Annotated in this window: 15 protein-coding genes and 2 rRNA genes; 10 read left to right on the forward strand and 7 right to left on the reverse strand. The window is 40.6% G+C overall.

Translation table 11 applies throughout. The features are described from left to right. Positions 1 to 34 precede the first annotated feature (34 nt). The 7 genes from E4O01_RS11615 to E4O01_RS11645 all read left to right on the forward strand — a co-directional run bounded on the left by E4O01_RS11615 (position 35) and on the right by E4O01_RS11645 (position 8,247). Positions 35 to 2,020 carry an SUMF1/EgtB/PvdO family nonheme iron enzyme gene (locus tag E4O01_RS11615; protein ID WP_253692349.1) on the forward strand — a complete coding sequence of 662 codons (1,986 nt, stop codon included), beginning with the start codon at positions 35 to 37 and terminating at the stop codon, positions 2,018 to 2,020. A gap of 66 nt (positions 2,021 to 2,086) precedes the next feature. Continuing rightward, positions 2,087 to 3,607 (forward strand): leucine-rich repeat domain-containing protein, encoded by a 1,521-nt coding sequence (locus E4O01_RS11620; RefSeq protein WP_253692350.1) that lies wholly within the window; start codon positions 2,087 to 2,089, stop codon positions 3,605 to 3,607. A 110-nt stretch (positions 3,608 to 3,717) separates the two neighbouring features. Beyond that, positions 3,718 to 4,560 (forward strand): head GIN domain-containing protein, encoded by an 843-nt coding sequence (locus E4O01_RS11625; RefSeq protein ID WP_253692351.1) that lies wholly within the window; start codon positions 3,718 to 3,720, stop codon positions 4,558 to 4,560. A gap of 52 nt (positions 4,561 to 4,612) precedes the next feature. Next, entirely contained in the window at positions 4,613 to 5,164 is a 552-nt protein-coding gene (accB, locus tag E4O01_RS11630) for an acetyl-CoA carboxylase biotin carboxyl carrier protein (RefSeq protein WP_253692352.1), read from the forward strand. Positions 5,165 to 5,174: 10 nt separating this feature from the next. Then, on the forward strand, positions 5,175 to 6,494 hold the full coding sequence (locus E4O01_RS11635) for an acetyl-CoA carboxylase biotin carboxylase subunit (RefSeq protein ID WP_253692353.1): 1,320 nt from the start codon (positions 5,175 to 5,177) through the stop codon (positions 6,492 to 6,494). Between the two features lie 16 nt (positions 6,495 to 6,510). Next, positions 6,511 to 7,302, forward strand: a complete 792-nt coding sequence (gene accD, locus E4O01_RS11640; RefSeq protein WP_253719271.1) for an acetyl-CoA carboxylase, carboxyltransferase subunit beta — start codon at positions 6,511 to 6,513, stop codon at positions 7,300 to 7,302. A gap of 27 nt (positions 7,303 to 7,329) precedes the next feature. Further along, the gene (locus E4O01_RS11645) at positions 7,330 to 8,247 is read left to right on the forward strand and encodes an acetyl-CoA carboxylase carboxyltransferase subunit alpha (protein ID WP_253692355.1); all 918 of its coding nucleotides are present in this window, start codon (positions 7,330 to 7,332) and stop codon (positions 8,245 to 8,247) included. Between the two features lie 120 nt (positions 8,248 to 8,367). Here E4O01_RS11645 and hutH read toward each other — a convergent pair whose 3' ends face one another. Together hutH and E4O01_RS11655 are read right to left on the reverse strand one after the other, a co-directional pair. Then, positions 8,368 to 9,891 (reverse strand): histidine ammonia-lyase, encoded by a 1,524-nt coding sequence (gene hutH / locus E4O01_RS11650; RefSeq protein ID WP_253692356.1) that lies wholly within the window; start codon positions 9,889 to 9,891, stop codon positions 8,368 to 8,370. Positions 9,892 to 9,925: 34 nt separating this feature from the next. Further along, positions 9,926 to 11,011 carry an endonuclease/exonuclease/phosphatase family protein gene (locus E4O01_RS11655; RefSeq protein WP_253692357.1) on the reverse strand — a complete coding sequence of 362 codons (1,086 nt, stop codon included), beginning with the start codon at positions 11,009 to 11,011 and terminating at the stop codon, positions 9,926 to 9,928. Between the two features lie 144 nt (positions 11,012 to 11,155). On the opposite strand from E4O01_RS11655, the gene E4O01_RS11660 reads away from it, so the two are divergent. From E4O01_RS11660 to E4O01_RS11670, 3 genes are read left to right on the forward strand one after another with little or no spacing between them, the layout of a single operon-like run. Then, positions 11,156 to 13,030, forward strand: coding sequence for a hypothetical protein (locus E4O01_RS11660; protein ID WP_253719272.1), 1,875 nt, complete (start codon positions 11,156 to 11,158; stop codon positions 13,028 to 13,030). 3 nt (positions 13,031 to 13,033) lie between these two features. Then, positions 13,034 to 13,948 carry a permease gene (locus E4O01_RS11665; RefSeq protein ID WP_253692359.1) on the forward strand — a complete coding sequence of 305 codons (915 nt, stop codon included), beginning with the start codon at positions 13,034 to 13,036 and terminating at the stop codon, positions 13,946 to 13,948. A gap of 7 nt (positions 13,949 to 13,955) precedes the next feature. Continuing rightward, positions 13,956 to 14,726: a TIGR03943 family putative permease subunit gene (locus tag E4O01_RS11670; RefSeq protein WP_253692360.1), complete on the forward strand. Its 771-nt coding sequence runs from the start codon at positions 13,956 to 13,958 to the stop codon at positions 14,724 to 14,726. A 29-nt stretch (positions 14,727 to 14,755) separates the two neighbouring features. On the opposite strand, the gene E4O01_RS11675 is transcribed toward E4O01_RS11670, so the two are convergent. The 5 genes from E4O01_RS11675 to E4O01_RS11695 all read right to left on the reverse strand — a co-directional run bounded on the left by E4O01_RS11675 (position 14,756) and on the right by E4O01_RS11695 (position 24,010). Then, on the reverse strand, positions 14,756 to 15,724 hold the full coding sequence (locus tag E4O01_RS11675) for an AAA family ATPase (RefSeq protein ID WP_253692361.1): 969 nt from the start codon (positions 15,722 to 15,724) through the stop codon (positions 14,756 to 14,758). Between the two features lie 47 nt (positions 15,725 to 15,771). Beyond that, positions 15,772 to 19,488, reverse strand: coding sequence for a transglutaminase domain-containing protein (locus tag E4O01_RS11680; RefSeq protein WP_253692362.1), 3,717 nt, complete (start codon positions 19,486 to 19,488; stop codon positions 15,772 to 15,774). After that, entirely contained in the window at positions 19,472 to 20,770 is a 1,299-nt protein-coding gene (locus E4O01_RS11685; RefSeq protein ID WP_253692363.1) for a DUF58 domain-containing protein, read from the reverse strand. Before E4O01_RS11685 ends, E4O01_RS11680 begins: the two co-directional genes overlap by 17 nt. Positions 20,771 to 20,837: 67 nt before the next feature. Beyond that, positions 20,838 to 20,949: ribosomal RNA gene (rrf, locus tag E4O01_RS11690) — 5S ribosomal RNA — on the reverse strand. Positions 20,950 to 21,056: 107 nt separating this feature from the next. Further along, a 23S ribosomal RNA gene (locus E4O01_RS11695) occupies positions 21,057 to 24,010 on the reverse strand. Positions 24,011 to 24,092: the final 82 nt, after the last annotated feature.

Raw genomic sequence — 24,092 nt, forward strand, 5'->3', positions numbered from 1 at the left:
TGTTTTAAGTGGGGATTGAACTAAAGGAGTGAATATGAAAAAACTTTTTACGGTGCTGTTTGCCGCAGGATTGCTGATAGGCACGATGAATGCGGCGGCGGCTGATAAGACAGGCATGGGACGGGCACTACTCGGTATAAGCCCCGGCAAAAAAGAGATAACTGTGACGGCGATAACAGCAGACGGTTCGCCCGTACAGGTAGAAGGCTGCACGGTGACGGAATTACCGAGCGATGAAGAAACAATCCTCACAGCAACGGGAACAAAGGTTGTACTCAAAGGAAACATTACCGAGCTGGACTGCAGCTCCAATGAACTTACCGCGCTCGATGTTCGCGGCTTAACTGCATTACAGACACTGTACTGTGACAATAATCTGCTTACCTCGATTGATCTTCACGGATTGACCGCTTTACAGACACTGTACTGTGACAATAACCGGCTTTCCTCCCTTGATGTACGGCACCTTACCGCTTTACAGTGGCTGAAGTGCTACAATAATCAACTCTCCGTACTCCATGTGCAGGACTTGACTTCTTTACGGTTGCTATACTGCAATGACAATCGGCTCACTTCACTGAATCTGCACGGTTTATCCGGCTTATGGTTTCTACATTGCGATAATAATCAGCTTACCTCACTCGATCTAAAGGGGCTTACCGCTTTACGGTGGCTGAAGTGCCGCGATAATCAGCTCACCACGCTCAATGTGCAGGGTTTGACTTCTTTACAGGTGCTGGAGTGCGACAGCAATCGGCTTATTTCACTGAATCTGCACGGTTTATCCGGTTTACAGGTGCTGAACTGCGATAATAATCAGCTCACCTCGCTCGATCTAAAGGGGGTAACTGCATTACAGACACTGTACTGTTACAATAACCGGCTTACTGTTCTTGATATACACGGCTTGAGCGGGTTAGCAGGCCTGTATTGCTCCCGTAACCGCTTAAAAGAACACGCGCTGATACAGATTATCAACAGTTTGCCCGAGCGCAGAACGGATGAAGAAACCGAAGCAGTCTTTTACACGGAAGAGGATAATCGGAGTGAAGGAAACTATACGGATTGGAAGTCTTCTATCGGTCTCCAAGCAGCAATAAAAACTGCAAGAGCAAAAAACTGGACGCTTTATAAACAGGTTGGCGGAGAAGATTTTGAAGAGCTTGAGGTGACGGAGGAATCGGAGCGCGGTACAGGCTTCGGTGGCGCCGCCGTTCCAATCGATAAGACCTACACGGTAAAAGGCGTGAGCTTTACGATGAAAGGGATTACCGCCGTAACGGACGCCGTACTGGGTGATAATAGCATGGAGGATAACCAAGAACACTCGGTAAACCTGTCAGCGTATTATATAGGAGAGACGGAAGTAACGCAGGAGCTGTGGAAAGCGGTGATGGGGAATAATCCGACTCTTCGTACCGATTCGCTCAAAAATCCGGTAGAGCAGGTAAGCTGGTTTGATTGTATTGCCTTTTGCAACGAACTGACGAAGAAAGTATCGAAGTTAGGTGAAAGTCAGTGCGTATATTACAGCGATGACACTTATACTGCCGTATATACTGTAACGGATGCCGGTAACAGTATGGTTCCCCATATGAAGCAGGAGGCAAAAGGCTTTCGGCTGCCGACGGAGGCTGAATGGGAATGGGCAGCGAAGGGAGGTAAAGAGTACCGATGGGCGGGAACGGACAGCGAGGACGAACTTGAAAACTATGCATGGTACGCTGATAACAGCGATTATAAGGCGCATGAAGTAAAACGAAAAGAGGCGAACGGGTACGGTTTATACGACATGAGCGGGAACGTAGTGGAGTGGTGCTGGGACTGGTATGACGATAGTATCCCTGCCGATGGGCATACTGATCCGAAAGGAGTATCGTCCGGTTCTCTCCGCGTTATTCGCGGCGGCGGTTGGCTCACCGGTACTGTGTACGCCGCTCGTGCGGTTCGAGGTTCTAATCTCCCCGGTGATCGCTACGCCTCTCTCGGTTTGCGTGTGGCGTACAGCGTTGGGAGATAATGGGGTAATGAGTAATTGGTAATGGATTATTTGTAATTGGGAATTATGATGAAGGAAAATACAAAGATGAAAAAACTGTTAATCACATTGCTGTTTGCAGCGGGACTGTTGACAGCCTGCACTACGGCGACGCATACGGCAAAGAAACGCGAAAATACAGGAAAGGCAATACTCGGTATAAGCCCCGGCAAAAAAGAGATAACCGTACAGGCGGTAACGGCAGACGGCTCGCCCGTACAGGTAGAAGGCTGCACGGTGACGGAATTACCGAGCGATGAAGAAACAATCCTCACAGCAACGGGAACAAAGGTTGTACTCAAAGGAAACATTACCGAGCTGGACTGCAGCTCCAATGAACTTACCGCGCTCGATGTTCGCGGCTTAACTGCCTTACAGACACTGTACTGTGACAATAATCTGCTTACCTCGATTGATCTTCACGGATTGACCGCTTTACAGACACTGTACTGTGACAATAACCGGCTTTCCTCCCTTGATGTACGGCACCTTACCGCTTTACAGTGGCTGAAGTGCTACAATAATCAACTCTCCGTACTCCATGTGCAGGACTTGACTTCTTTACGGTTGCTATACTGCGATGACAATCGGCTCACTTCACTGAATCTGCACGGTTTATCCGGTTTATGGTTTCTACATTGCGATAATAATCAGCTCACCGCACTCAATGTGCAGGGCTTGACTTCTTTACAGGTGCTGAACTGCGATAATAATCAGCTCACCACGCTCAATGTGCAGGGCTTGGCTTCTTTATGGTTCCTGCGCTGCCATGATAATCAGCTTACCTCACTCAATGTACATGGCTTAACGGCTTTGGCTGTGCTTGACTGTTCCGAAAATCAGCTCACATCACTCAATGTGCAAGGTTTGACCGCTTTACGGGAGCTGAACTGTTCCGATAATCAGCTTACTTCAGTTAACGTGCAGAGTTTGAGTGCTTTAGATGAATTGTACTGTTATAACAATCAGCTTACTTCGCTTGACATGCACGGTTTGACTGCTTTACGGGAATTGTTCTGCTCTTTCAATCAGCTGACCTCTCTTAATGTACATGGCTTAACGGCTTTGGAGTGGCTGGATTGTTCCGAAAATCAGCTTACCTCACTCAATGTGCAAGGTTTGACCGCTTTACGGTATTTGTCTTGCCGTCATAATCAACTTAAAACACTTAACCTAAAAGGCTTGACCGCTTTACGCGAACTGTGGTGTTCCGGCAATCAACTTGCCGCCCTCGATATGCGCGGCATAAACACTTTGCAAATACTGGGCTGCTCAAACAATAAACTTACAGCCATCGAATTACCGGCGGTAAACGTTTTACAGGAACTGGAGTGTTACGATAACCGCTTAAACGAAAAAGCCTTTATACGGATATTCACCGCTTTGCCTGACAGAAAACAAAACGAAGCGGGCAAAGCCTGTATATATCGTGAAAGAAACGATGTTCCGGAAAAAAATGTAACGGACTTTACTTCTTCCGCCGAATTGAAAACCGCTTTTGAAGCCGCACAAGCAAAAAACTGGATATTTTATAAGCGGTATACAAACAGAATGTATGAAAAGATCTAGAACGGTAAAGACGGAGTATCGGTAATTTTCATAAGGGATAGACATTTTGCCTATATAAATGATAAAATGTCTATCTACATAAGTATAGACGAAATTAACGGAGGACAAAAATGAAAAAAATTACCGTAATTATGGGTATTTTTTGTATACTCACTTTAGCAAACTGTGTTTCGGCTAAAACCGTTTCGGGGAATACAAGGGTTGAAACCCGTACCTTTGATCTAAAAGATTTTGATTCCATAGCCTTTTACCTTCCTTCTTCGGAAGCCGATATCATTCAAGGAGATGAATATAAGGTCGAAATATCGCTTGATTCAAATTTATTCGAATTTGTCGATATATCCGTTCAACAACTTGAAAAAAAACTTACACTTATACAAAAACGCAATACCCAATTAAAGCCGAGTCTTTTTAAAATATCCGTTACCATGCCTATCCTTAAAAGCTTATCGATAGCGGGTATTACAAAGACTGCCGTGTCAGGCTTTCACAATGAAAACCAACCCCTATCCTTAAACATAAGCGGTATAAGTTCTATAACGGCAGATGTAAGTGCAAGTACTATAAAGGCAGATATTTCGGGCATAGGAAATATTAACTTAAAAGCCAAGTCTAAAAAATGCCTTTTTACTATTTCGGGTTCCGGTGAAATGACAGCCGATATAAATTCCACCGATACAGACAGTACGATATCCGGCAGAGGTGATTTGTATTTAAAGGGTAAAACGGAAAAATGCAGCTTTACCGTTTCGGGTTCGGCTAAAATAAAGGCTTTTGATTTGGAAACGGAAGAAGCCGTTTGCACGATTTCAGGTCTGGGTAAGGTTGAAATAAATGCCAAAAACCGGCTTGAAGCAGATGTGTCCGGTTCAGGCACTGTCCGCTATGCCGGAAATCCTCAACATATTAATCTACATTCTTCCGGTATGGGAAGCATAAAGAAAATTGAATAAATCTCAACGCTTTGCGGTTAAATAAACATAAATAAAACTTTAAGGAGCTTTCATGAAAGAAGATTTTATTTTAAAGGTGATAGAAAAGTTTGAAAAAGGCGATACAGTGTTCTTGCAGATAAAGCAGGACGACTGCGAGCTTGTATTAAAAAAGGAAGGAGCCTTTCCTAAAAAGGAAGTTGCAGCTCAGGCAGGAGCACAGACTGCCTATCCCATGCCTTTGGCTATGCCGGCAGCTTTCCAAGCAGGTTTTCAGGGCGTGCCTCAGACCGCTGCTGCCGGAGTTCAAGTACCGGTACCTCAGCCGGCAAGCCCCGTTGCAGAGGCTCCGGCCCAAGCCGCCCCTGCATCTTCATCGGCCGGCCTAATCGAGGTAAAAAGCCCCATAGTCGGAACCTTTTACAGGGCTCCGTCTCCCGATTCTCCGCCCTATGTCGAAAAAGGCGGCTCGGTAAAAAAAGGTCAACCCCTTTGCGTGCTTGAGGCAATGAAGATGATGAACACCCTCGAATGCGAACATGACGGAATTATCGAAGAAATCTTGGTTTCAAACGGAGAGCTTGTCGAATTCGATCAGGTCTTGTTCAAGATAAAGGCTAAGTAGGCAGGTTCCTATGATAAAAAAAATACTTATCGCCAACAGGGGCGAGATTGCCGTAAGGGTAATCCGCTCCTGCCGCGAAATGGGAATAAAAACCGTCGCAGTTTACTCCACGGCGGACAAGGACTGCCTCCATGTTCTTTTGGCTGATGAGGCTGTCTGCATAGGCCCGCCCCCGTCGGCTAAAAGCTACCTCAACAAGGAAGCCCTTATCACGGCAGCCCTCTGTACTTCCTGCGAGGCCGTTCATCCGGGAGTAGGCTTTTTATCGGAAAACGCAAGTTTCGCCCGCGAGGTAGAAAACTCAGGGCTTTTTTGGATAGGCCCTAAACCCGACACAATCGAAATGCTGGGCGACAAGGTAAGGGCCCGCGAAACTGCCGTAAAAAGCGGCCTTCCCGTAACCCCCGGCTCGGATGGAGCCGTAAAAGAACTCGCCGAAGCCAAAAAAACTGCCGAAAAATGCGGTTACCCCGTCATCATCAAGGCAGCCTCAGGCGGCGGCGGAAAGGGAATGCGTATCGTTTATAAGGAATCGGAGCTGGCAGAAAACCTAAAAATCGCTTCCGCAGAAGCCGAGGCCAACTTTGCAGACGGCACGGTTTATATCGAAAAATACCTCGTAGATCCGCGCCATGTCGAGCTTCAAATCCTAGGCAACGGAAAGGGAGCCGTTTCCATCCTGGGCGAAAGGGACTGCTCCGTTCAAAAAAATCATCAAAAGCTGATAGAAGAAAGCCCCTCCCCCGCCGTAAGCGAGGAAATGCGCGAAGCCATGTGTAAGGGAGCCGTCAGCCTCTTTTCTTCTCTTAAATACCGCGGGGCAGGCACAATCGAGTTTCTTGTATCGGGCAACAATTTCTACTTTATGGAGGTAAACGCCCGAATTCAGGTCGAGCACCCCGTTTCGGAGATGATTACAGGCACCGATATAATTGCAGAGCAAATCCGCGTTTGTACAGGCGAGAACATGAAATTTGCCCAAGGCATCCTGCCTGCCAAGGGCTGGGCCATCGAAGCCAGAATAAACGCCCGCTCTCCCGGCCTTATCAAAAACTTGACGGTTCCCGGCGGAAACGGTGTACGCTTTGACAGCTTTTTATATCAGGGCTACTCGGTTGTTCCCTTTTACGATTCGATGACGGCTAAGCTCATCGTTCACGGGGCAGACAGGGCTAACGCCATTCAAAAATTGCTTTGTGCCCTGGACGAGCTTAAAATTGAAGGCATCACCTGCAATATCGAAGAGCAAAAGATTATACTTAACTCAAAAAAGTTCAAATCCGGTGTTTTCGGTACCGGGCTCTATGAAGAGCTTTTTGGAAGTAAATAAGGAGTTTTGACAAATTATGGATTGTCCTAGTTGTAAAGTATCATATGATGAAGAGGTTTTTACAGATAACCTGATGGTCTGCCCTCATTGTAATTGCCATTTACGCATAGAGCCTAGGCAGAGGATTCCTTATCTGACGGATGAGAATTCCTTTCAGGAGCTGTATGCAAACTTGAAAACCTGTAACCCCATCGAAATGGAAGGCTATGAAGAAAAAATATCGGCCGCCGAAGAAAAGGCAGCCTTAAACGAGGCCGTAATTACGGGTTCCTGCAAGATTAAGGGGAGGGAGGCCCTTTTGGCCCTTATGTCCTTTCACTTTATGGGAGGCTCGATGGGCTCGGTTGTAGGGGAGAAGATTTCACGGCTTATGTTAAAGGGTGCGGCCGAAAGAATCCCCGTAATTATCTATGCAACCTCAGGCGGAGCCCGAATGCAGGAAGGGCTTTTTTCGCTTATGCAGATGGCCAAGACCTCAAGTGCAGCCGCCGAGTTGGATGAAAAGGGTGTTCCTCTTTTTATAATGCTCTGCGATCCGACCACGGGAGGCGTTACGGCAAGTTTTGCCATGCTCGGCGACATAACGGCAGCAGAACCGGGAGCCCTCATCGGCTTTGCAGGCCCCAGAGTTATCGAAGGCACCATCCGCCAGCAGCTCCCCGAAGGTTTTCAGCGTGCCGAATTTCAGATGGAAAAGGGCTTTGTAGACTGTATAGTACCGCGTCAAGAACAAAGGCAGTTTTTTGCCCGCATGATTGATGCTCACAGCCTCGGCCTAAAAGAAGCCTCTAAAAAGAAAAAGGCCTAAGGTTTTTATGGGAAATGGAGAAAATGTATGAGCAATACGGATCAAACTAATTTATTAAATAATTTAAAAGATATAGCCCAAAAGGCGGGGCTTGATATAAGCGAAGAGCTTGCAAAGATAAACGCTAAACTTGAAAGTTCAACGGCTCTTTCAAAAACATGGGAAAGGGTTGAGCTTGCCCGCCATAGCGACAGGCCCAGAACCTTGGACTACATCAATTTGATTTTCGATAATTTTACCGAGCTCCACGGAGACCGCTTTTTCGGCGATGACCCTGCCATGATAGGCGGAATAAGCTTTATCGACGGAATGCCGGTTACGGTAATCGGCACCCAGAAGGGAAGAAACTTGCGCGAAACCATCGACAGGAACGGAGGTATGGCAAACCCGGAAGGCTACCGCAAAGCAATGCGCCTTGCAAAACAGGCCGAAAAGTTCAAAAGACCGATTATAACCTTTATCGATACCCAAGGGGCCTATCCCGGCCTTGGAGCCGAAGAAAGAGGAATCGGAGAAGCCATCGCCTTTAACTTGCGGGAATTCAGCCGCCTAAAGACTCCCATAATCTGCATAATCATAGGCGAAGGAGGTTCCGGCGGAGCCCTCGGCATAGGAGTCGGAGACAAGATTTACATGCTTGAAAACGCCATCTTCTCGGTTATATCCCCTGAAGGCTGCGCTTCAATTCTATTGAGGGATTCAAGCAGGGCAAAGGATGCAGCCGCCATGCTTAAAATTACCAGCCAAGAAGTTCTTGATCTAAAGGTAATTAACGGCATCATCCCCGAACCCGAAAAAGGAGCTCACACCGATCCCAAAAAAACAGCCGATGCTATAAAGGAGCAAATCCTAAAGGATTTAGCCGACCTTACAAAACGCGACCCCGCCGTCTTGGTAAAATACCGAAGCAAAAAGATAAGAAGCATAGGAAAGTATTCGGAATAAACCCTATAGTTCATTTTTTTAATTTTATTAAAAAACCCGTATCGGATCTTAGTTTCCAATACGGGTTTTATTGCAAGTAAGCCTGTTTATAAATTCAGCATATTTACTTATTAAAATAACTTACTTAATCGCCTTTTCAATCATTTCGATGTTTTCATCATTTGAAATAATCTCAAGAGCCTTCATGATATCGTTATAAAGAATGCGGTCTTCGGTAACCTTGGAGATATGCTTTCGAATAAGCTTCATCATCTCTCCTGTTCCCTTGCCGTATTTTTTGATGCCGCGTAAATCGCAGGCTTGAGCAGCCGTAAGCCACTCAATAGCAAGAACATGGCGTACGTTTTTAACGATTTCGGTTATTTTTCGGGCAGCGGTTGTTCCCATACTTACGTGGTCTTCCTTATTTCCTGATGAGGTAATGGAGTCAACACTGGCAGGATGAGCCAATACCTTGTTTTCCGAAACAAGGGAGGCCGCCGTATATTGAGGGATCATAAAGCCTGAATTTACTCCGCCGTTTTCTATTAAGAAGGCAGGAAGGCCTCCGTTTAACTGCGGGTTTACAAGGCGTTCGATTCGGCGCTCGCTTATGTTTGCAAGTTCGCTTACGGCGATTCCTAAGAAGTCCATGGTAATAGCGATGGGCTGACCGTGGAAGTTTCCGCCTGAGATAACGTCGTTGTTATCGGGGAATACGAGCGGATTGTCTGTTACGGCATTTATTTCAACCTCTAAAACCTTGCGCACATAGGCAATCGCATCGGCGCTTGCTCCGTGTACCTGAGGAACGCAGCGCAAAGTGTACGGGTCTTGAACGTCATTTTCTCTTGTATTGATAGAAGAGCTGCCTTTCAACATTTTAAGGATAAAGGCGGCCGTATCAATTTGGCCCTTGTGAGGGCGGGATTTATGGATTCTGGGGTCGAGGGCGGCTGTAATACCTCTAAAGGCTTCAAATACCAGCGAAGCACCCATGTTTGCAGCCTTTAAAAGCTGCTCTGCATCATGCAAGGCTAAGGCACCGATACCGGACATTACAGGAGTTCCGTTAATAATACCGAGACCGTCTTTTCCCGAAAGGACGACGGGCTTTAAACCGGCCTTTGCAAGAGCCGCCTTTCCTTCCATAAGCTTGCCTTCATAATAGGCCTTTCCCTCTCCTATCATTACGAGAGCGATGTGGGCAAGGTTTGCCAAGTCGCCGCTTGCACCTAACGACCCCTTTTCGGGCACATGAGGTGTTACACCCTTATTGAGCATATCGACAAGGATATCCGGCACGGAAGGAGTTACTCCCGAAAAACCGCTTGCATGTGTGTTTAATCTTAAAAGCATGATAGCACGTACTATGTCTTCGGGGAAGGGATTACCTACACCACAGGCATGACTTAAAATTAAGTTCCTCTGCAAGGCTCCGTTTTGATCCTTGGTAATTGTTACCGTGGATAGCTCGCCAAAACCGGTCGAAATGCCGTAAGTAGGCTTACCGCTTTTTACGATATCGTCTACAATTTTCTTTGAATCTTTGATTCTTTTTTTTGCATCTGCGGAAAGTTTTACTTCCGCTCCATGGCGGGCAACAGCTACAACGTCTTCGATTGTTAAACTGCTGCCGGTTACTGTTACAGGTTTTACCTTCATTTTTTGCTCCTTAATATTTTTATTTTTTTATAAGTTATTTTATAAGTTTAAATTCTGCAATTACAGGGTGATGATCCGAAATTTCAAAATCCAAATTTAGAGTAGAAACTCCTATAATTTCAACATTGGGAGAACATATAAAACCGTCAATGATAGTTGTATAGTTTTCTCCTTTAACATAAGGCTTTTCCAAAAGGCGGACAGTCGGGATAGAACTGTCAAAACCCCATTTCCATTCTTTACCGATAAAGTCTTTAGGTGAATATTCTATCCACTCAAGAAACTCTTCCGGCGTATCATACGGCATAAAAAGAGTTTTTTCTACACCGGGAAAAAGGGAATTCCAATCCCCTCCAGCAATTACCCAATGACCTTCATCATAGAATTTTAAAGCGAGATTTTTTAAATATTCCATTTCCTGTTTACGCAAAACGCCCTCTGCATCGTATGCTGAAAGATGTAAATTGATTAGATAAAGATTCTTACCGGGAACATCGGTTTTGATTTCAGAAACCAAAAGACAGCGCTTTAGGTTGACCGTTTTTAAGGGCCACGAAAAAGTACCGGGCAGCTGATGCCGTTCAGCCTTTGTTATTCCGTATCGGCTTAAAGTAAAAACTCCGCTTTTTACCCTTCCTAAAGGATTTGAAACAGGAGCAGGAACAATTAAGGCATCATAGTTTAAAGCAAGAGCTGAATCATAATCGGCAAAAAAATCTGATAAAGTTTTCTCCTGATTTACATAAAAGCTGCGCTTTGATTTTACATCAATTTCTTGAATAAGATTAAAACTGCAATCTTCTTCGTTTATTATGTTCTTTACTTTTTCAAGATTTTGCAAAACCGTATCCTTGCTTCGGGCTGTAACATTTTTTCCTCCATCGTAGAAAAAATCGTTTTGCGCATCAAGACCGCAATAACCTATATTCCAGTCCAAGATTTTAAAACCTGTATCGGTCTGCAAACTGTCTTTTTTTGCGCCTTTTCTTATATCGGCTTTTTCAAGCGGTTTAGGACGGTATTCTGCTATTGTAACAAAAATAAAAAAAGATGCCGTAAAAAAAAGGAGAATTCCTAGAACTGCTAATGGAACAAAAACAAATAATTTTCGTGAGCTCATATTAATTTCACCTCACTGATAATTTATGAACAGTAAAATTATATATTAAAAATAAGTTTTATGCAATGGCAGCCTCAATAAAGAAAAAACTCGTTTTTTCGGAACAAGAACCTTGAATTATTGAAAAATATTGTGTATAATACTATGATGATTATTTTTACGGATTTACTGCACCTGTTGAGGATGTTTTCCCTACGAAGAAACAGTCCGCAGGTGACTCTAATACCTTTTCAAGATTATCTCCATCGCTATGCGCGCCATTTTTTGCAGCAAAAACCCGAATTGGCTGTTCACCTTGAAATTTCACTCGAAACACTCTTAAGCGAGCTAAAAAAAATTCAGGATGAAGGGAATATTGAAATCACTACGGATAAGTCCAATACTACGATTATATTTGTTCCATACTATCACGTAGATAATATAGCCAGGCAATATGCAAGCCTTGAGCAGCATCCCGATATACCTTTTCCGCTTTTAACCGATCTTCCCCGAAATTTTCCGGGAAAACTTTTAAAGGCCATAACTATTTCCGATGATATAGCGGTTTTAAACCCTGAATCGAAAGAAAATTCTTTCCTTTACGCCCTAAACTATAATGGAGACATTCCGCCTTTAATATTCCCCGGTTCTTATAAAACGGATAAACTTTTGAATTTAGCTTTAGATAAGATTAAACTTTTTTTATCAAAAGATGAAAGCCGGGATTATATGCAAAAAAGGCTGATAATAGCCAACCCCGGCAAAGAATTTACGGTAAAAACCTTTATATCGAAAACAATGGCTCACAGCGTCAATAGCTTTCAAAATGTTAAAGAATCGGGTGATAATTATATATTATGGGGCCAGTTATGTGCCTTCATAAAACAAGAATTTGCCAAAAAGAATGAAAAGCTGCCTGACGAGATAGCCCTATTACAAGCAGCGGGAATCTTGGAATATTTAAATAATTACTACAGAAACAGGGCTCAAAAAGATATTCAAACCGATACGGCTTTAAAGAATCTCCTTCTCGCTCTCCAAAAACCGCCGTACTATTTTACAATGAAGCAAATTACGAAATTTACGGATTCCAGAGGAGTACCTTTACTCGGTCAATATTCTGAAGAAACCTTACAGAATTTTATGAAAGAAAAAACAAGCACTTCAGAAAAATACATAATTCCCGACATTTTAACCTTTGCCAATTCTTCAAACGACAGATTTTATCTGCTGACCGAAAAAGTTGTACCTCTTTTGATATCTCTCATAAATGAAGCAAGAAAACCGGTCAGAGAGATATGTATAAAAAAATGGCATGAAATGCTCATTAATTTTGAACAAGACAGCTCAATGAAAAATGATGCAGCATTTAACGAATTATTAAAAGAAATAACGGCTCACTCTGCACCGAATCTATACGGCCTGTTAAATGCCTCTTTCATTTTGTCGATTATTGCGGATCCCCGCTTAAATGAAATTCAAGCTATGGAAATAAATAGGATTTTTCCGGCAGGTAAGCCTGCAGCCTATCATGAAATCTTAATGCTTAACAGATATGAGATTTTAAGCGATACCAAAATTCTCCTTCCATTCTGGTACACCATTCCGATAATATCTTCGATAATTGCATTTTTCAAAAAGAAGAGAAAGAAACCTGAACCTGTACAACAAGAGAAAAAAGAAGTTGTATATAAGAAGCCTAAGCAAAAACTAAGAGATGTTGCAGAAAAAGTAAGTATCTCATTTATCCCTGAAGGAATGACATTAGATCAGGCTCTTGAAAAGACTCTGGATGAATGGAATCATACACTGGGGCATCCTATGAGGGAAAATTTAACGGAAGACGTAAATGCTTTAATTCGGGATTATCTGAGAGGAATCAATAGAACGATTTCGGTTGCAGGCTTTACGGCAGACAGAGTCAGAGGGCTGGCCAAAACATTAGCGGAATCTCCGGGCCTTTTAAAAATAAAAGACAGAAAAGCTTTGCAAAACTATATCGAATTATACATCTTAAAATTGGTCTCGCAATATTCTTAATATATGTCTAGTTTTATAATTACAACCAATACAGTTTTTTTAAGTATCCTGCTCCAAGCCCTTCCATTCATGCTTTTGGGAATACTTATATCGTCGATTCTCCATATTTTTATTTCGGATAATTTTATCGTTAAAATTTTTCCGAATAAGCACGGACTTGGATTTTTGACGGCAATTTTCGGCGGTTTATTTTTTCCGGTATGCGAATGCGCAACTGTTCCAATACTTTCAGGTCTTGTAAAAAAAGGAGTTGCTATGCCTATAGCAATAACCTTTATGCTCGCAGCCCCTATTTTAAACCCTATTTCAATAATGGCAACTCTTTATGCCTTCCCTGAAAATCCCATGGTTGCAGTGTATAGAATACTCTTCGGCATAATAACGGCTGCATCGATAGGCTGTTTACTTTTATTCTATCCTAAAAACGAATACTTAAAAGAAGAAATTGAAACTCATACTCATCATTGCTCATGCGGCTGTTCTCATGATGTACAAAAAAATTCTTTTTTTGAAAATTTAAAGAATATGTTTTTACATACCGGAACGGAATTTTTTAATGTAGGTCCCTATCTGATATTGGGAGCTCTAATAACGGCTTTAATACGAGCAGGCATACCGTCCGATTTTTTTACCGGTGTTAATGAGCCGCATTCTTTGGGAGGCATCTTAATTATGATGCTTTTTGCATTTATTTTTTCTGCATGTTCCACTTCAGATGCATTTATTGCCAGAAGTTTCTACGGCAGTTTTTCCCTCTTTTCAATTATGGGATTTCTTGTATACGGCCCCATGATGGATTTAAAAAATATTTTTATGCTTTTATCGATTTTTAAAAAACGTTTTGTGATAGAATTAACCGTCATCATAACAATTATGAATGTTATTTTTATAAGCGCAATGGGCTTTGTATTTTTATAGGCAGGATATGAAAAAAATCTTTTTAAATCTTTTTTTTGAAAAAATTATACAATCTTTATTATTATTGCTGATCGCATTTATTTTTATGTATGCAGTAATTTCGAAAAAGGCCTTATTATATGTTCATATACGTCACACGGGTATAATTATTTTTTCAAGCATAGTATTTTTTATTATAGGTATTCTTACTATGAAGGAGGCTTTTTATTTTACTCATCATACTCATGTAAAAAGAAGTAAACCCTTATATTTAATAAGCATCATTCCGATTTTGCTTGCTTTTATTATTCCGCACAAAGCTTTAACATCCGACTCGCTTGCATTTAACGGAGACATTCTTTCATTTCAAAAACAAAAAACTGAAACCTCACCTAGTTTGAATTTTAGGCCCACCCGACTCTTAGAATTGGAAAATGATTTTGTAATTATGGATGATGAAAGTTTCGGGCGCTGGCTTCCCGAGTTATATTTGAATTTGGATTCTTGGGTAGATAAAAAAATAAAAATTGAAGGTGCCGTTTGGAAAAACCCTGAAGTTCTAAGCGAAAAAGAATTTGCAATAGGAAGAATGCTTATGGTTTGCTGTGCCGCCGACATGCAGCCTGCAGGACTGATAGCCCAATGGACAAGAACAGATGAATTAAAAGAAGATGATTGGGTGCGTGTTACAGGCCGGATTTCAAAAACCGAGTACGAAGGCAATTTTGAACCTTTAATTATTGTCGACAATATAGAATTTATTCCGCGCCCGGCTCTTGAATATGTTTATCCCTTTTAAAAGGGAGCAAATCTAATCATAAATTTTGTTTAGATATCTTTAGACCAATCCGTTTCTTTATCCATTTTTGCCAATACCGATTTTGTAATTTCGGCTATAGATTCTTTCGGATCAATTTTCTTGTTTTTAAAAATACATCTATGTGCAAGAACATAAGGAGCTAGCATTTCTATATCTTTATCTTCAACCCAATTTCTTCCATTGGAAAGGGCTATAGTTTTTGTCAGATGCAAAAATTGTAAGGAGGCTCTTGGTGAAGCACCTAAATACATATCCGGATTATGTCTTGTTGCATTGCAGATATCTATTATGGCCTTTTGTAAAGCTTTATGACAATAAACGGCATTTTGCTCTTCGCGGGAAGCAATTATATCTCCGGCAGCCGCAATGGGGAATAATTTTGAAATTCCGATTACGCCGGGATTTCCTTGGAGTATTTCAAGAGCCGCTTCATCATCGGGATATCCTATAGATATGGAAACCATAAAACGATCAAGCTGAGCAGGAGGCAGAGGATAAGTTCCCAGAGACTCCACAGGATTTTGAGTGGCAGCCGTAAAAAATATATCAGATAAGCCGTAGGTTTGCCGCCCGACTGTAACCTGCCTTTCTTCCATAACTTCAAGAAGAGCTGATTGAACTTTTGGAGGCGTTCTATTTAATTCGTCAGCCAAGAATATATCGCAAAACACGGGGCCTTTCACAAACTCAAAACTTTGAGTTTGTGCGTTAAAAACATCAACGCCCGTAATATCATAAGGAAGCAAATCCGGAGTACATTGTATTCTTTTAAACTGTGCAGCATCTCCATAGTCTTTCTTTATTAGTTTAGCCAAAGCTTTTACCATGGTTGTTTTTCCAACTCCGGGGATATCATCAATAAGAACATGGCCTCCGGTTAAAAATGCCGAAACAAAAAGGCGGATAACTTCATCCTTTCCTTTCATTACTAAACCTATATGGTTGGTAAGCGCATCTATTATCTCTTTTGTTTTCATATCAAACAGTATAATCGAAAATATATTTTTGTCTATATCGCAAGACCTTATAACTTAAAAGTAAAAATATCTTTGACTAAAAGATTAACTGCCGTCTTAAAATTTTTCTTATCCAATTTATCTACCTGAATATTTTTGCTATAGGATGTATACCCGTTTTTATCCAGCAATTTAAAATAAAGAGTTTTATCGTGATACTTTACATGAATGGAAAATTTTGAATTATTATCTTCTTTAAAACGGGATGAGGCTATTATCTTTTTCATCTTTTTTTTAGAAATTTTTATCTTTTCGGTTTTATCTATTTCCATATTTATTTTTACGGGAAATTCTATATCATACTCTAGAAAACCTGCAGGGTTTAAATCAAAAAGAGATTCCAAATAAAGATAATAAAAAGATTGAGAAGATTTTTTTGCAATTTTAATTCCTTCAGCATATAATTCCTTGAGTGCCGTTTTTTCCCATTCAGGATTCATTTTTGAAATACCTTCATTGAGCATTTTTAAATCGGATTCGATAACTCCCCTGTCTGCAATATATGCTCCGGCACTTTCCGGAATAAACATCGTTTCTATTAACTCCGATTTTTTAAGGTATTTCAAAGATTTATTTCCTTTACCTTTAAAAGCATGATAATAAGAAGTATTTGTATAAAGTGTGTTTGTGGTGTCAGTTATATGCCCTGCATCATTTTTCTTATATTCGCTTGCAACTTTTATGGAATATATTCTGTAAACCGCATCATAATATTTATATTTTAATTTATAGTTTATCTTATCTTTTAAATTCTTAATCCAATCTAACAAACCTAATGTTAATCTTCTCTTTTCAAAATTATATTTACGGATGTATAATTCTTTTTTTATTTCATAAAGATTACTTTTAAATTCATTTACGCTCAAACCATAATTTGCAATCCATTCTTCACTCACATTTTGAAGTTCATTCAAAATATAGTGTTCAGCCTTTTCAATATGTCCTGTTTCTAAAAATACATTTATAATACTTAATACCGAAAGCGGAGTATCATCATTAGCGGCTGCCGATACATAAGCTGAAAGAGCCTGCACAAAATTATTTCTTCTTTGTTCAAGTTCACCTATCATCATATAGCTGGAACTGCGCTCTTCCATATCCAAAGCCGCTTTTGCATCTTCTATTGCATTATCAAATTGATGAAATTGACTTTCCAAAATAGCTTTATTATAATAATAAATTGATGCAGAATAAGTCCTATCCAATTTTTTAGCTTCATTAATGGCTTTTATATAAAATTCTTTTGATTTTTTATAATCAAAAACCTCATTGTACAAGGTGCCCAAAGAATTGTAAACCGACAAATTCTCTCCATAGCGAGCTATGTTGCTCAACAAAAAATCTATTCCGTCAGCAGGTCTGCGGCACTTAAAACACAGCCAACCGTAATTTGAAGCAGCAAACCTGTCATCTGGAACAAGCTTTAAATATCTTTTAATGTAATCCAATGCTTCTTCATATTTATTTAATAAAGAAGCACAATTTGAAAGATAATATAAAATACTGCTGTTCTCAGGATTTATATCTAAACCTTTTTTTAATATCTTATACGCAGGTTTATATAATTGTTTGTTGTGGTAAATTTCTCCCAGTTTAAAAAAGAGTTTATCGTTTTGAGGATACCGTTTTATTCCATCTTGCAAAAGAGCCAAAGCTCTCTCCCAATTTTCAGCTTCTACAGCTTTATCGGCTTCAAAAATAATATTATCTATATTCTCCGCAAATAAAATACAGGACATAAGAGAAAAAGCCAAAAGCACAATAAGCTTTTTTGTGCTTTTTTTTAAAATATCTTTTGCGGATTTTGCATCGTCTTTTGTACATTCGGGTGCAAATTTTGCTTTTTGTATAAGGGCATCCATTTGTTTTACCGTCTCACTGTTTTGCTTTTTCTTTTTAAATAATTTTCCTGCTGTAAGCACAATTTTTCTATTGTTCTTAGAAAATTTTAATATAAGATAGGGCGTAGTTTTATAAATAGAAAATATTACAAGCAAACTCAAAATCACAATCAATCTAAATATCGAAATATTATTTTTAAAAAATTGTTTGATATAAGAACCGATAGTTAATGTATCATTTTGATCTTCGGTAATTTCATTAATTTTGATTTCATCTCGTTTTTCTAAAATTTCACTTAGAAGAGAATTAAATTCTTCTCCTCCTGCATTCATCCCAATATTAATATTTTCTCCTTCGGCAAGTTGAGAAGTCGTAGGATCAAAACTAATCCAGCCTGCAAAAGGAAAAAAAACTTCAACCCATGCATGAGCCATATTTGCTCTTACAGGATAATAATTCATAATTTCCGAATCGGGTTGAACAAAAAAACCTACAGCAACACGGGATGGGATTCCAACACTTCTAAGCATAAGTGCATAAGAAAAAGCGAAATAAGTACAATAACCTTTTTTTGCCTCGGTTAAAAAATATTTTAACTGATTACCGTCAGGAGCTTTTCCCGGTTTTAACGAGTAACGGAAATCACCTTCGGTAAAGTAAAGCTGCAAGGCCAAAATTTTATCCAAATAGTCGGGAATATCCCCGGTTATCTCTTCGGCTTTTTGATGTACAAGTTTAAAACTTTCATCATCAATTTTGGTATAAAATTCCAAATCTTCTTTCGACAAGCCTTCTTCATCATTTCCCGAAGGAAATGCATCTCCGTAAATGTCCGGTGCAAAATCAAATATCGCATCGCTAGAAACTTTATATCCGCCATTAAACTTGGAACTATCCCAAATTTCATAAGGAATTATTTGAGTCGGATAATCCATGGCTATAAATGATGAAGGAGATAAGTTAACAAAAAAATATTCTTGTTCAACTTTTTCCCGCATTGAAAAAACTTTATGCAGAATATTTTTTTTACCTTTAGGTAAATAAGTTATTTGCGTATTTTCGGATGGCGCCTTTTTTTCATAGAACCCCTTCAAAGGGTCCCAAGCTGAAAGGTACATCCGCCTCAACATATTATGCGAAAAGTTTTTATCAAAATGAGTTACTAAAACAAGATCATCGCTCATTTTAATTTCGCTTTGGAGTTTTAAATAATCCGAAAAATCGAATCTAAAAAGAGTAGGCTGCAATAAACCTCCATGATTTATTGAGGCAGATTCATTATAATTTTTCAATACAAAAAACATTACAAAAGCAAAAAAAGGTAAAAAAAGAGCAAAAAAACCGGCTTGTTTTTTTTCAAAATTAAAAGATAAAAAAAGACGTATAATTTCAAAAAGTGAAAATGTCAATGAAAACAACACTGCATATATCGGATGTTCAAAAACCGACATCGAGAAGTTTCCCTGCCCCCAAAAAAAAATACTAAAAATAATAAAAAAAACTATTGGCTCATATCTGCGGTATTGTTCTTTTTTGAAAAACAAAAAAGTGGCCACTGAAATAAAAATGGTTTGAAGTATCAAAAAAGGAATTATTATACCGAATCTTAAATACAAAATATCAAAAGGTTCAGCTGAAATATTTTTCAAAAAAAATAAAATCAATGCAAAAAAAATACTGACACTCAAACATATCAATATGATTGCCGCCGACAATTTTACTTTTCTCTCCTGAATCTGATGACACAAAAAAAATAGAACAACACTCCATACCGGAAGAACAAATGCAGGCAATATCTCAAATAAATACAGCGCAGGAATAACACTTAAAATTGTAATCGAAAATATACGCAAAAGAAAATTAAGCTTATATCGAGAAAGCACAAAATCCTCCTTCTTTTAATTCATCCTTTAATGCTTCTATGTTTGCATTCATTCCGGCAGCTAACCGGTGTTCTTTCTTTTCGGCAAATGTATAAAATAAAAATGAATTCAAAATATTTTTAGGTTTGTTGATTATATTTTCAAGACCGATATAAAATGCGCATTTATTTTTATACTCGGTAAAGGCAGCAAAAAACTCTTCGAAAATTTCCTGACTTGGGTAAACAGGCATAAAAAAATATAACAAACAAGTTTTTTTATTTTCTGTATCAATCAAAAAGTTTTTTTTAATTTTATATTTAAGCTGATCTGTTTTTTTTATAATTTTGATTTGGGGAATAGAAAAGATATTTTTTATTGACTCTTCTGCATCGGATTTATCTGCATATACAGGAAAAATTTCATAAGAATTTTTTTCGCAATCAAAAAGGCAAATATTAAAACTTATTCCGTTCCGATGTAAATAAAAAGCTGCAGAGGCACTTAAATTAATAAACTCATCAAATTTATTTTTATAAAATTCAATATTTTTATTTACAATAGGACTTTCAACATAGATTGTTAAAAAAGTTCTCGGAGGAGGAATAAAATCGCCCTGCCGTATATTCAGTTCTTCAGTGTGTGCATACAGTTTCCAATTAATTTTTCTTGTATCATCTCCGGGGAAATAAGGGCGGGTATCATAAAGTTCATCAGTACGTCTTGTATTTATCATGTGCTCCGATATTTCATTTAAAATTTCCGGAAGAGAAAAATCTTTTACTTCAGTCAAAACAGGGTCGATAAAAATTTTAGTCAATGATTTTTCTTTTTTCAAAAGTTTAATCGAAAAAAACCCGGCAAGATCCGAAATCTCAATATATTCTTTTTTGCAAAAAAACCGGCCGCGTTCTCTTTTAGGAAAAACAAAACGGTTTATATCCCGCTTCAGTTTAATATTAAATTTTAATTTTCGGCTTTTTTTATCGGTTAAGTCCGATAAAAATTCAAAAATATAAAATACGATTACTCCCGGCAAAATAACAGGAAACAGTTTTTTTTCTTTTCGCACACCCAAAGGAAAAACATAAATACTATTATTTCTTAATTCTATCAAAGAATCTGTTTTTTTCCATAGAAAAAAAGAAATAATAATCAAAATCAGCGAAAGTAAAAAATAAAGGCATAAACTAACTCCGCAAACAATCGCAAATAATTCCCCACGGATAACGGCTCCAATCAACAATAAAATTGAAAAAACTATATAAATAATTCCGGAAACCGTCAGACTAAAAGTTTTCATTCGGAGCATACTATCATTTTTTTAAAAATAATGCAAGGATGGATTAAAGAGGGATAGATAAAAAAAAGCCAGGCAGCATCCTACTTTCCCACTTGATCAGCAGTATCATCGGCGTAAGAGAGCTTGACTTCCGTGTTCGGGATGGGAACGGGTATTACCTCTCCACTATGGCCACCTGGCAATAATAAACAAAATAAAGGACTTAAAACTTTAATTGTTTTAAGCGTACTAAAGATGAGAACGAAGAAGAAAATCATATCTCATTAATGAAAAAAGAAACAATAATATGGTCAAGCCTCACGACTTATTAGTATTGGTCGGCTTAACACATTACTGTGCTTAGACCTCCAACCTATCAACCTTGTAGTGTGCAAGGAGTCTTTAGGAGGGTTAAACCCTCAGGGATACGTAGTCTTGAGGCGGGCTTCCCACTTAGATGCCTTCAGCGGTTATCCCTTCCGAACTTAGCTACCCGGCAATTACCCTTGGCAGGATAACCGGTACACCAGAGGTTCGTCCATTTCGGTCCTCTCGTACTAAAAACAGCTCCTCTCACGTATCCAACGCCCATAGCAGATAGGGACCGAACTGTCTCGCGACGTTCTGAACCCAGCTCACGTACCGCTTTAATTGGCGAACAGCCAAACCCTTGGGACCTGCTTCAGCCCCAGGATGCGATGAGCCGACATCGAGGTGCCAAACATTCCCGTCGATGTGAACTCTTGGGGAATATCAGCCTGTTATCCCCGGAGTACCTTTTATCCGTTAAGTGACGGCGCTTCCACTCGCTACCGCCAGATCATTAAGACCTACTTTCGTATCTGCTTGAGCTGTCACTCTCGCAGTTAAGCCTCCTTGTGCCTTTACACTCGCTGCGCCGATTTCCAACCGGCGTGAGGAGACCTTCGCGCACCTCCGTTACTCTTTAGGAGGCGACCGCCCCAGTCAAACCGCCTGCCTATCACTGTCCCCATCCCGGTTTCACGGGAAGGGTTAGAAACCTGATTTATCAAGGGTGGTATTTCACATTTCGGCTCCACCCAACCTAACGGTCAAGCTTCACAGCCTCCCACCTATTCTACACATGATAAACCAAGTCCCAATAATAAGTTGCGGTGAAGGTTCACGGGGTCTTTCCGTCTAACTATGGGTAACCGGCTTCTTTACCGGTATATAAATTTCACCGAGTCTCGCGTTGAGACAGTGCCCAGAATCGTTACACCATTCGTGCGGGTCGGAACTTACCCGACAAGGAATTTCGCTACCTTAGGACCGTTATAGTTACGGCCGCCGTTTACCGGGGCTTCAATTCAAAGCTTCACATTGCTGTTAACCTCTCCTCTTAACCTTCCGGCACCGGGCAGGTGTCACCACCTATACGTCCCATTGCTGGTTCGCAGATGGCTGTGTTTTTGATAAACAGTCGCCTGGGCCTGCTTTCTGCCACCTCCACATTTTAAAAAAAGGAGGTCACACTTTTTCCGAAGTTACGTGTGCATTTTGCCGAATTCCTTAACGCGAGTTCTCTCGAGCGCCTTAGATTTCTCATCCCATCTACCTGTGTCGGTTTACGGTACGGTCTTTTATAACCTAGCCTTAGACAGTATTTCCCGGCACCTTGATTACGCCCGCTTCGTTCCACCGTAGTGTCCCTCGCTGTCGCAGCTTACCTTGGACGACGGATTTGCCTATCATCCTTTTAACGGCTCGCTTACTTTGACCGGCATCCGTTAGCCGGCCGGGTTTCACCTCATGCGTCCTGCCATCGAAATTATAAAGGTATCGGAATATGAACCGATTTCCCATCGACTACGACCTTCGTCCTCGCCTTAGGGGCCGACTTACCCTGGGCAGATTACCTTTACCCAGGAAACCTTAGATTTTCGGCGGGGAGGGATCTCACCTCCCTTTTCGTTACTTATACCTGCATTCTCTCTTCCATCTCCTCCAGAACCCCTCGCGGGTATTCCTTCTTCAGTTAATGGAATGCTCCCCTACCGCCTTACGCATTAATCGCGTAAGACCCGTAGCTTCGGTATACTGCTTAGCCCCGTTACATTATCTGCGCATGGACACTCGACCAGTGAGCTGTTACGCACTCTTTAAAGGAATTGCTGCTTCTAAGCCAACCTCCTGGCTGTCTTTGTATCCACACTTCATTTCACACTCAAGCAGTATTTGGGGACCTTAGCTGACGGTCTGGGCTGTTTCCCTTTTGACTACGAACCTTAGCGCACGCAGTCTCACTCCCATACGTTGATTATCGGCATTCAGAGTTTAACTGGGTTTGGTAGGCTTTGACGCCCCCTAGTCCAACTAGTGCTTTACCTCCGATAATTTTATATGAGGCTGTCCCTAAAGGCATTTCGGGGAGAACCAGCTATTTCCGGGTTTGATTAGCCTTTCACTCCTAGTCACAAGTCATCCATACCTTTTTTAACAGATTATAGTTCGGTCCTCCACAGCGTTTTACCGCTGCTTCAACCTGCTCATGACTAGATCACTCCGGCTTCGGGTCTACGACATGCAACTATTCGCCCTATTAAGACTCGGTTTCCCTTAGGCTCCGGAACTTCTATTCCTTAACCTCGCTGCATATCGTAACTCGCAGGCTCATTCTACAAAAGGCACGCTACCACCCTTAAAGGGCTGTAACATCTTGTTGGTTTACGGTTTCAGGTTCTATTTCACTCCCCTTACAGGGGTTCTTTTCACCTTTCCCTCACGGTACTTGTTCACTATCGGTAGCTAAGTAGTATTTAGCCTTGGATCGTGGTCGACCCGGCTTCCGACAGGGTTTCTCGTGCCCCGCCGTACTTAAGAAACTGCATCAACAAGTCCAATTTATTTCGCTTACGGGGGTTTCACCCTCTCCGCCAGGCTTTCCCAAAACCTTTCTGCTATAAATCGGATTTCTTACTTGTCGGTCCTACGCCGATGCATTCTTACAACACCCTTAAAGGGTTTAGGCTCCTCCAATTTCGCTCGCCGCTACTTTCGGAATCTCACTTGATTTCTTTTCCTTGAGTTACTTAGATGGTTCAGTTCACTCAGTATCGCTTTACCTCTCTATTTTATTCAAGAGCGTAATGTCAGTATCACTACTGACGGGTTACCCCATTCGGCTATTTCCGTATCACAGGATGTGTGCTCCTACACGGAACTTTTCGCAGCTTACCACGGCCTTCTTCGCCTCTTAGCTCCATAGGCATCCGCCATAAACCTATTCTTCGCTTGACCATATTATTGTCCCTTCTTTCTTACTCTTTTCAAAAAGAAGTTTTGTATTTTTTTAGTTTTCTTTTACGCCTAAAAGTCTTAA

The sequence above is a fragment of the Treponema sp. OMZ 790 genome, assembly GCF_024181285.1.
GTDB lineage: Bacteria > Spirochaetota > Spirochaetia > Treponematales > Treponemataceae > Treponema_B.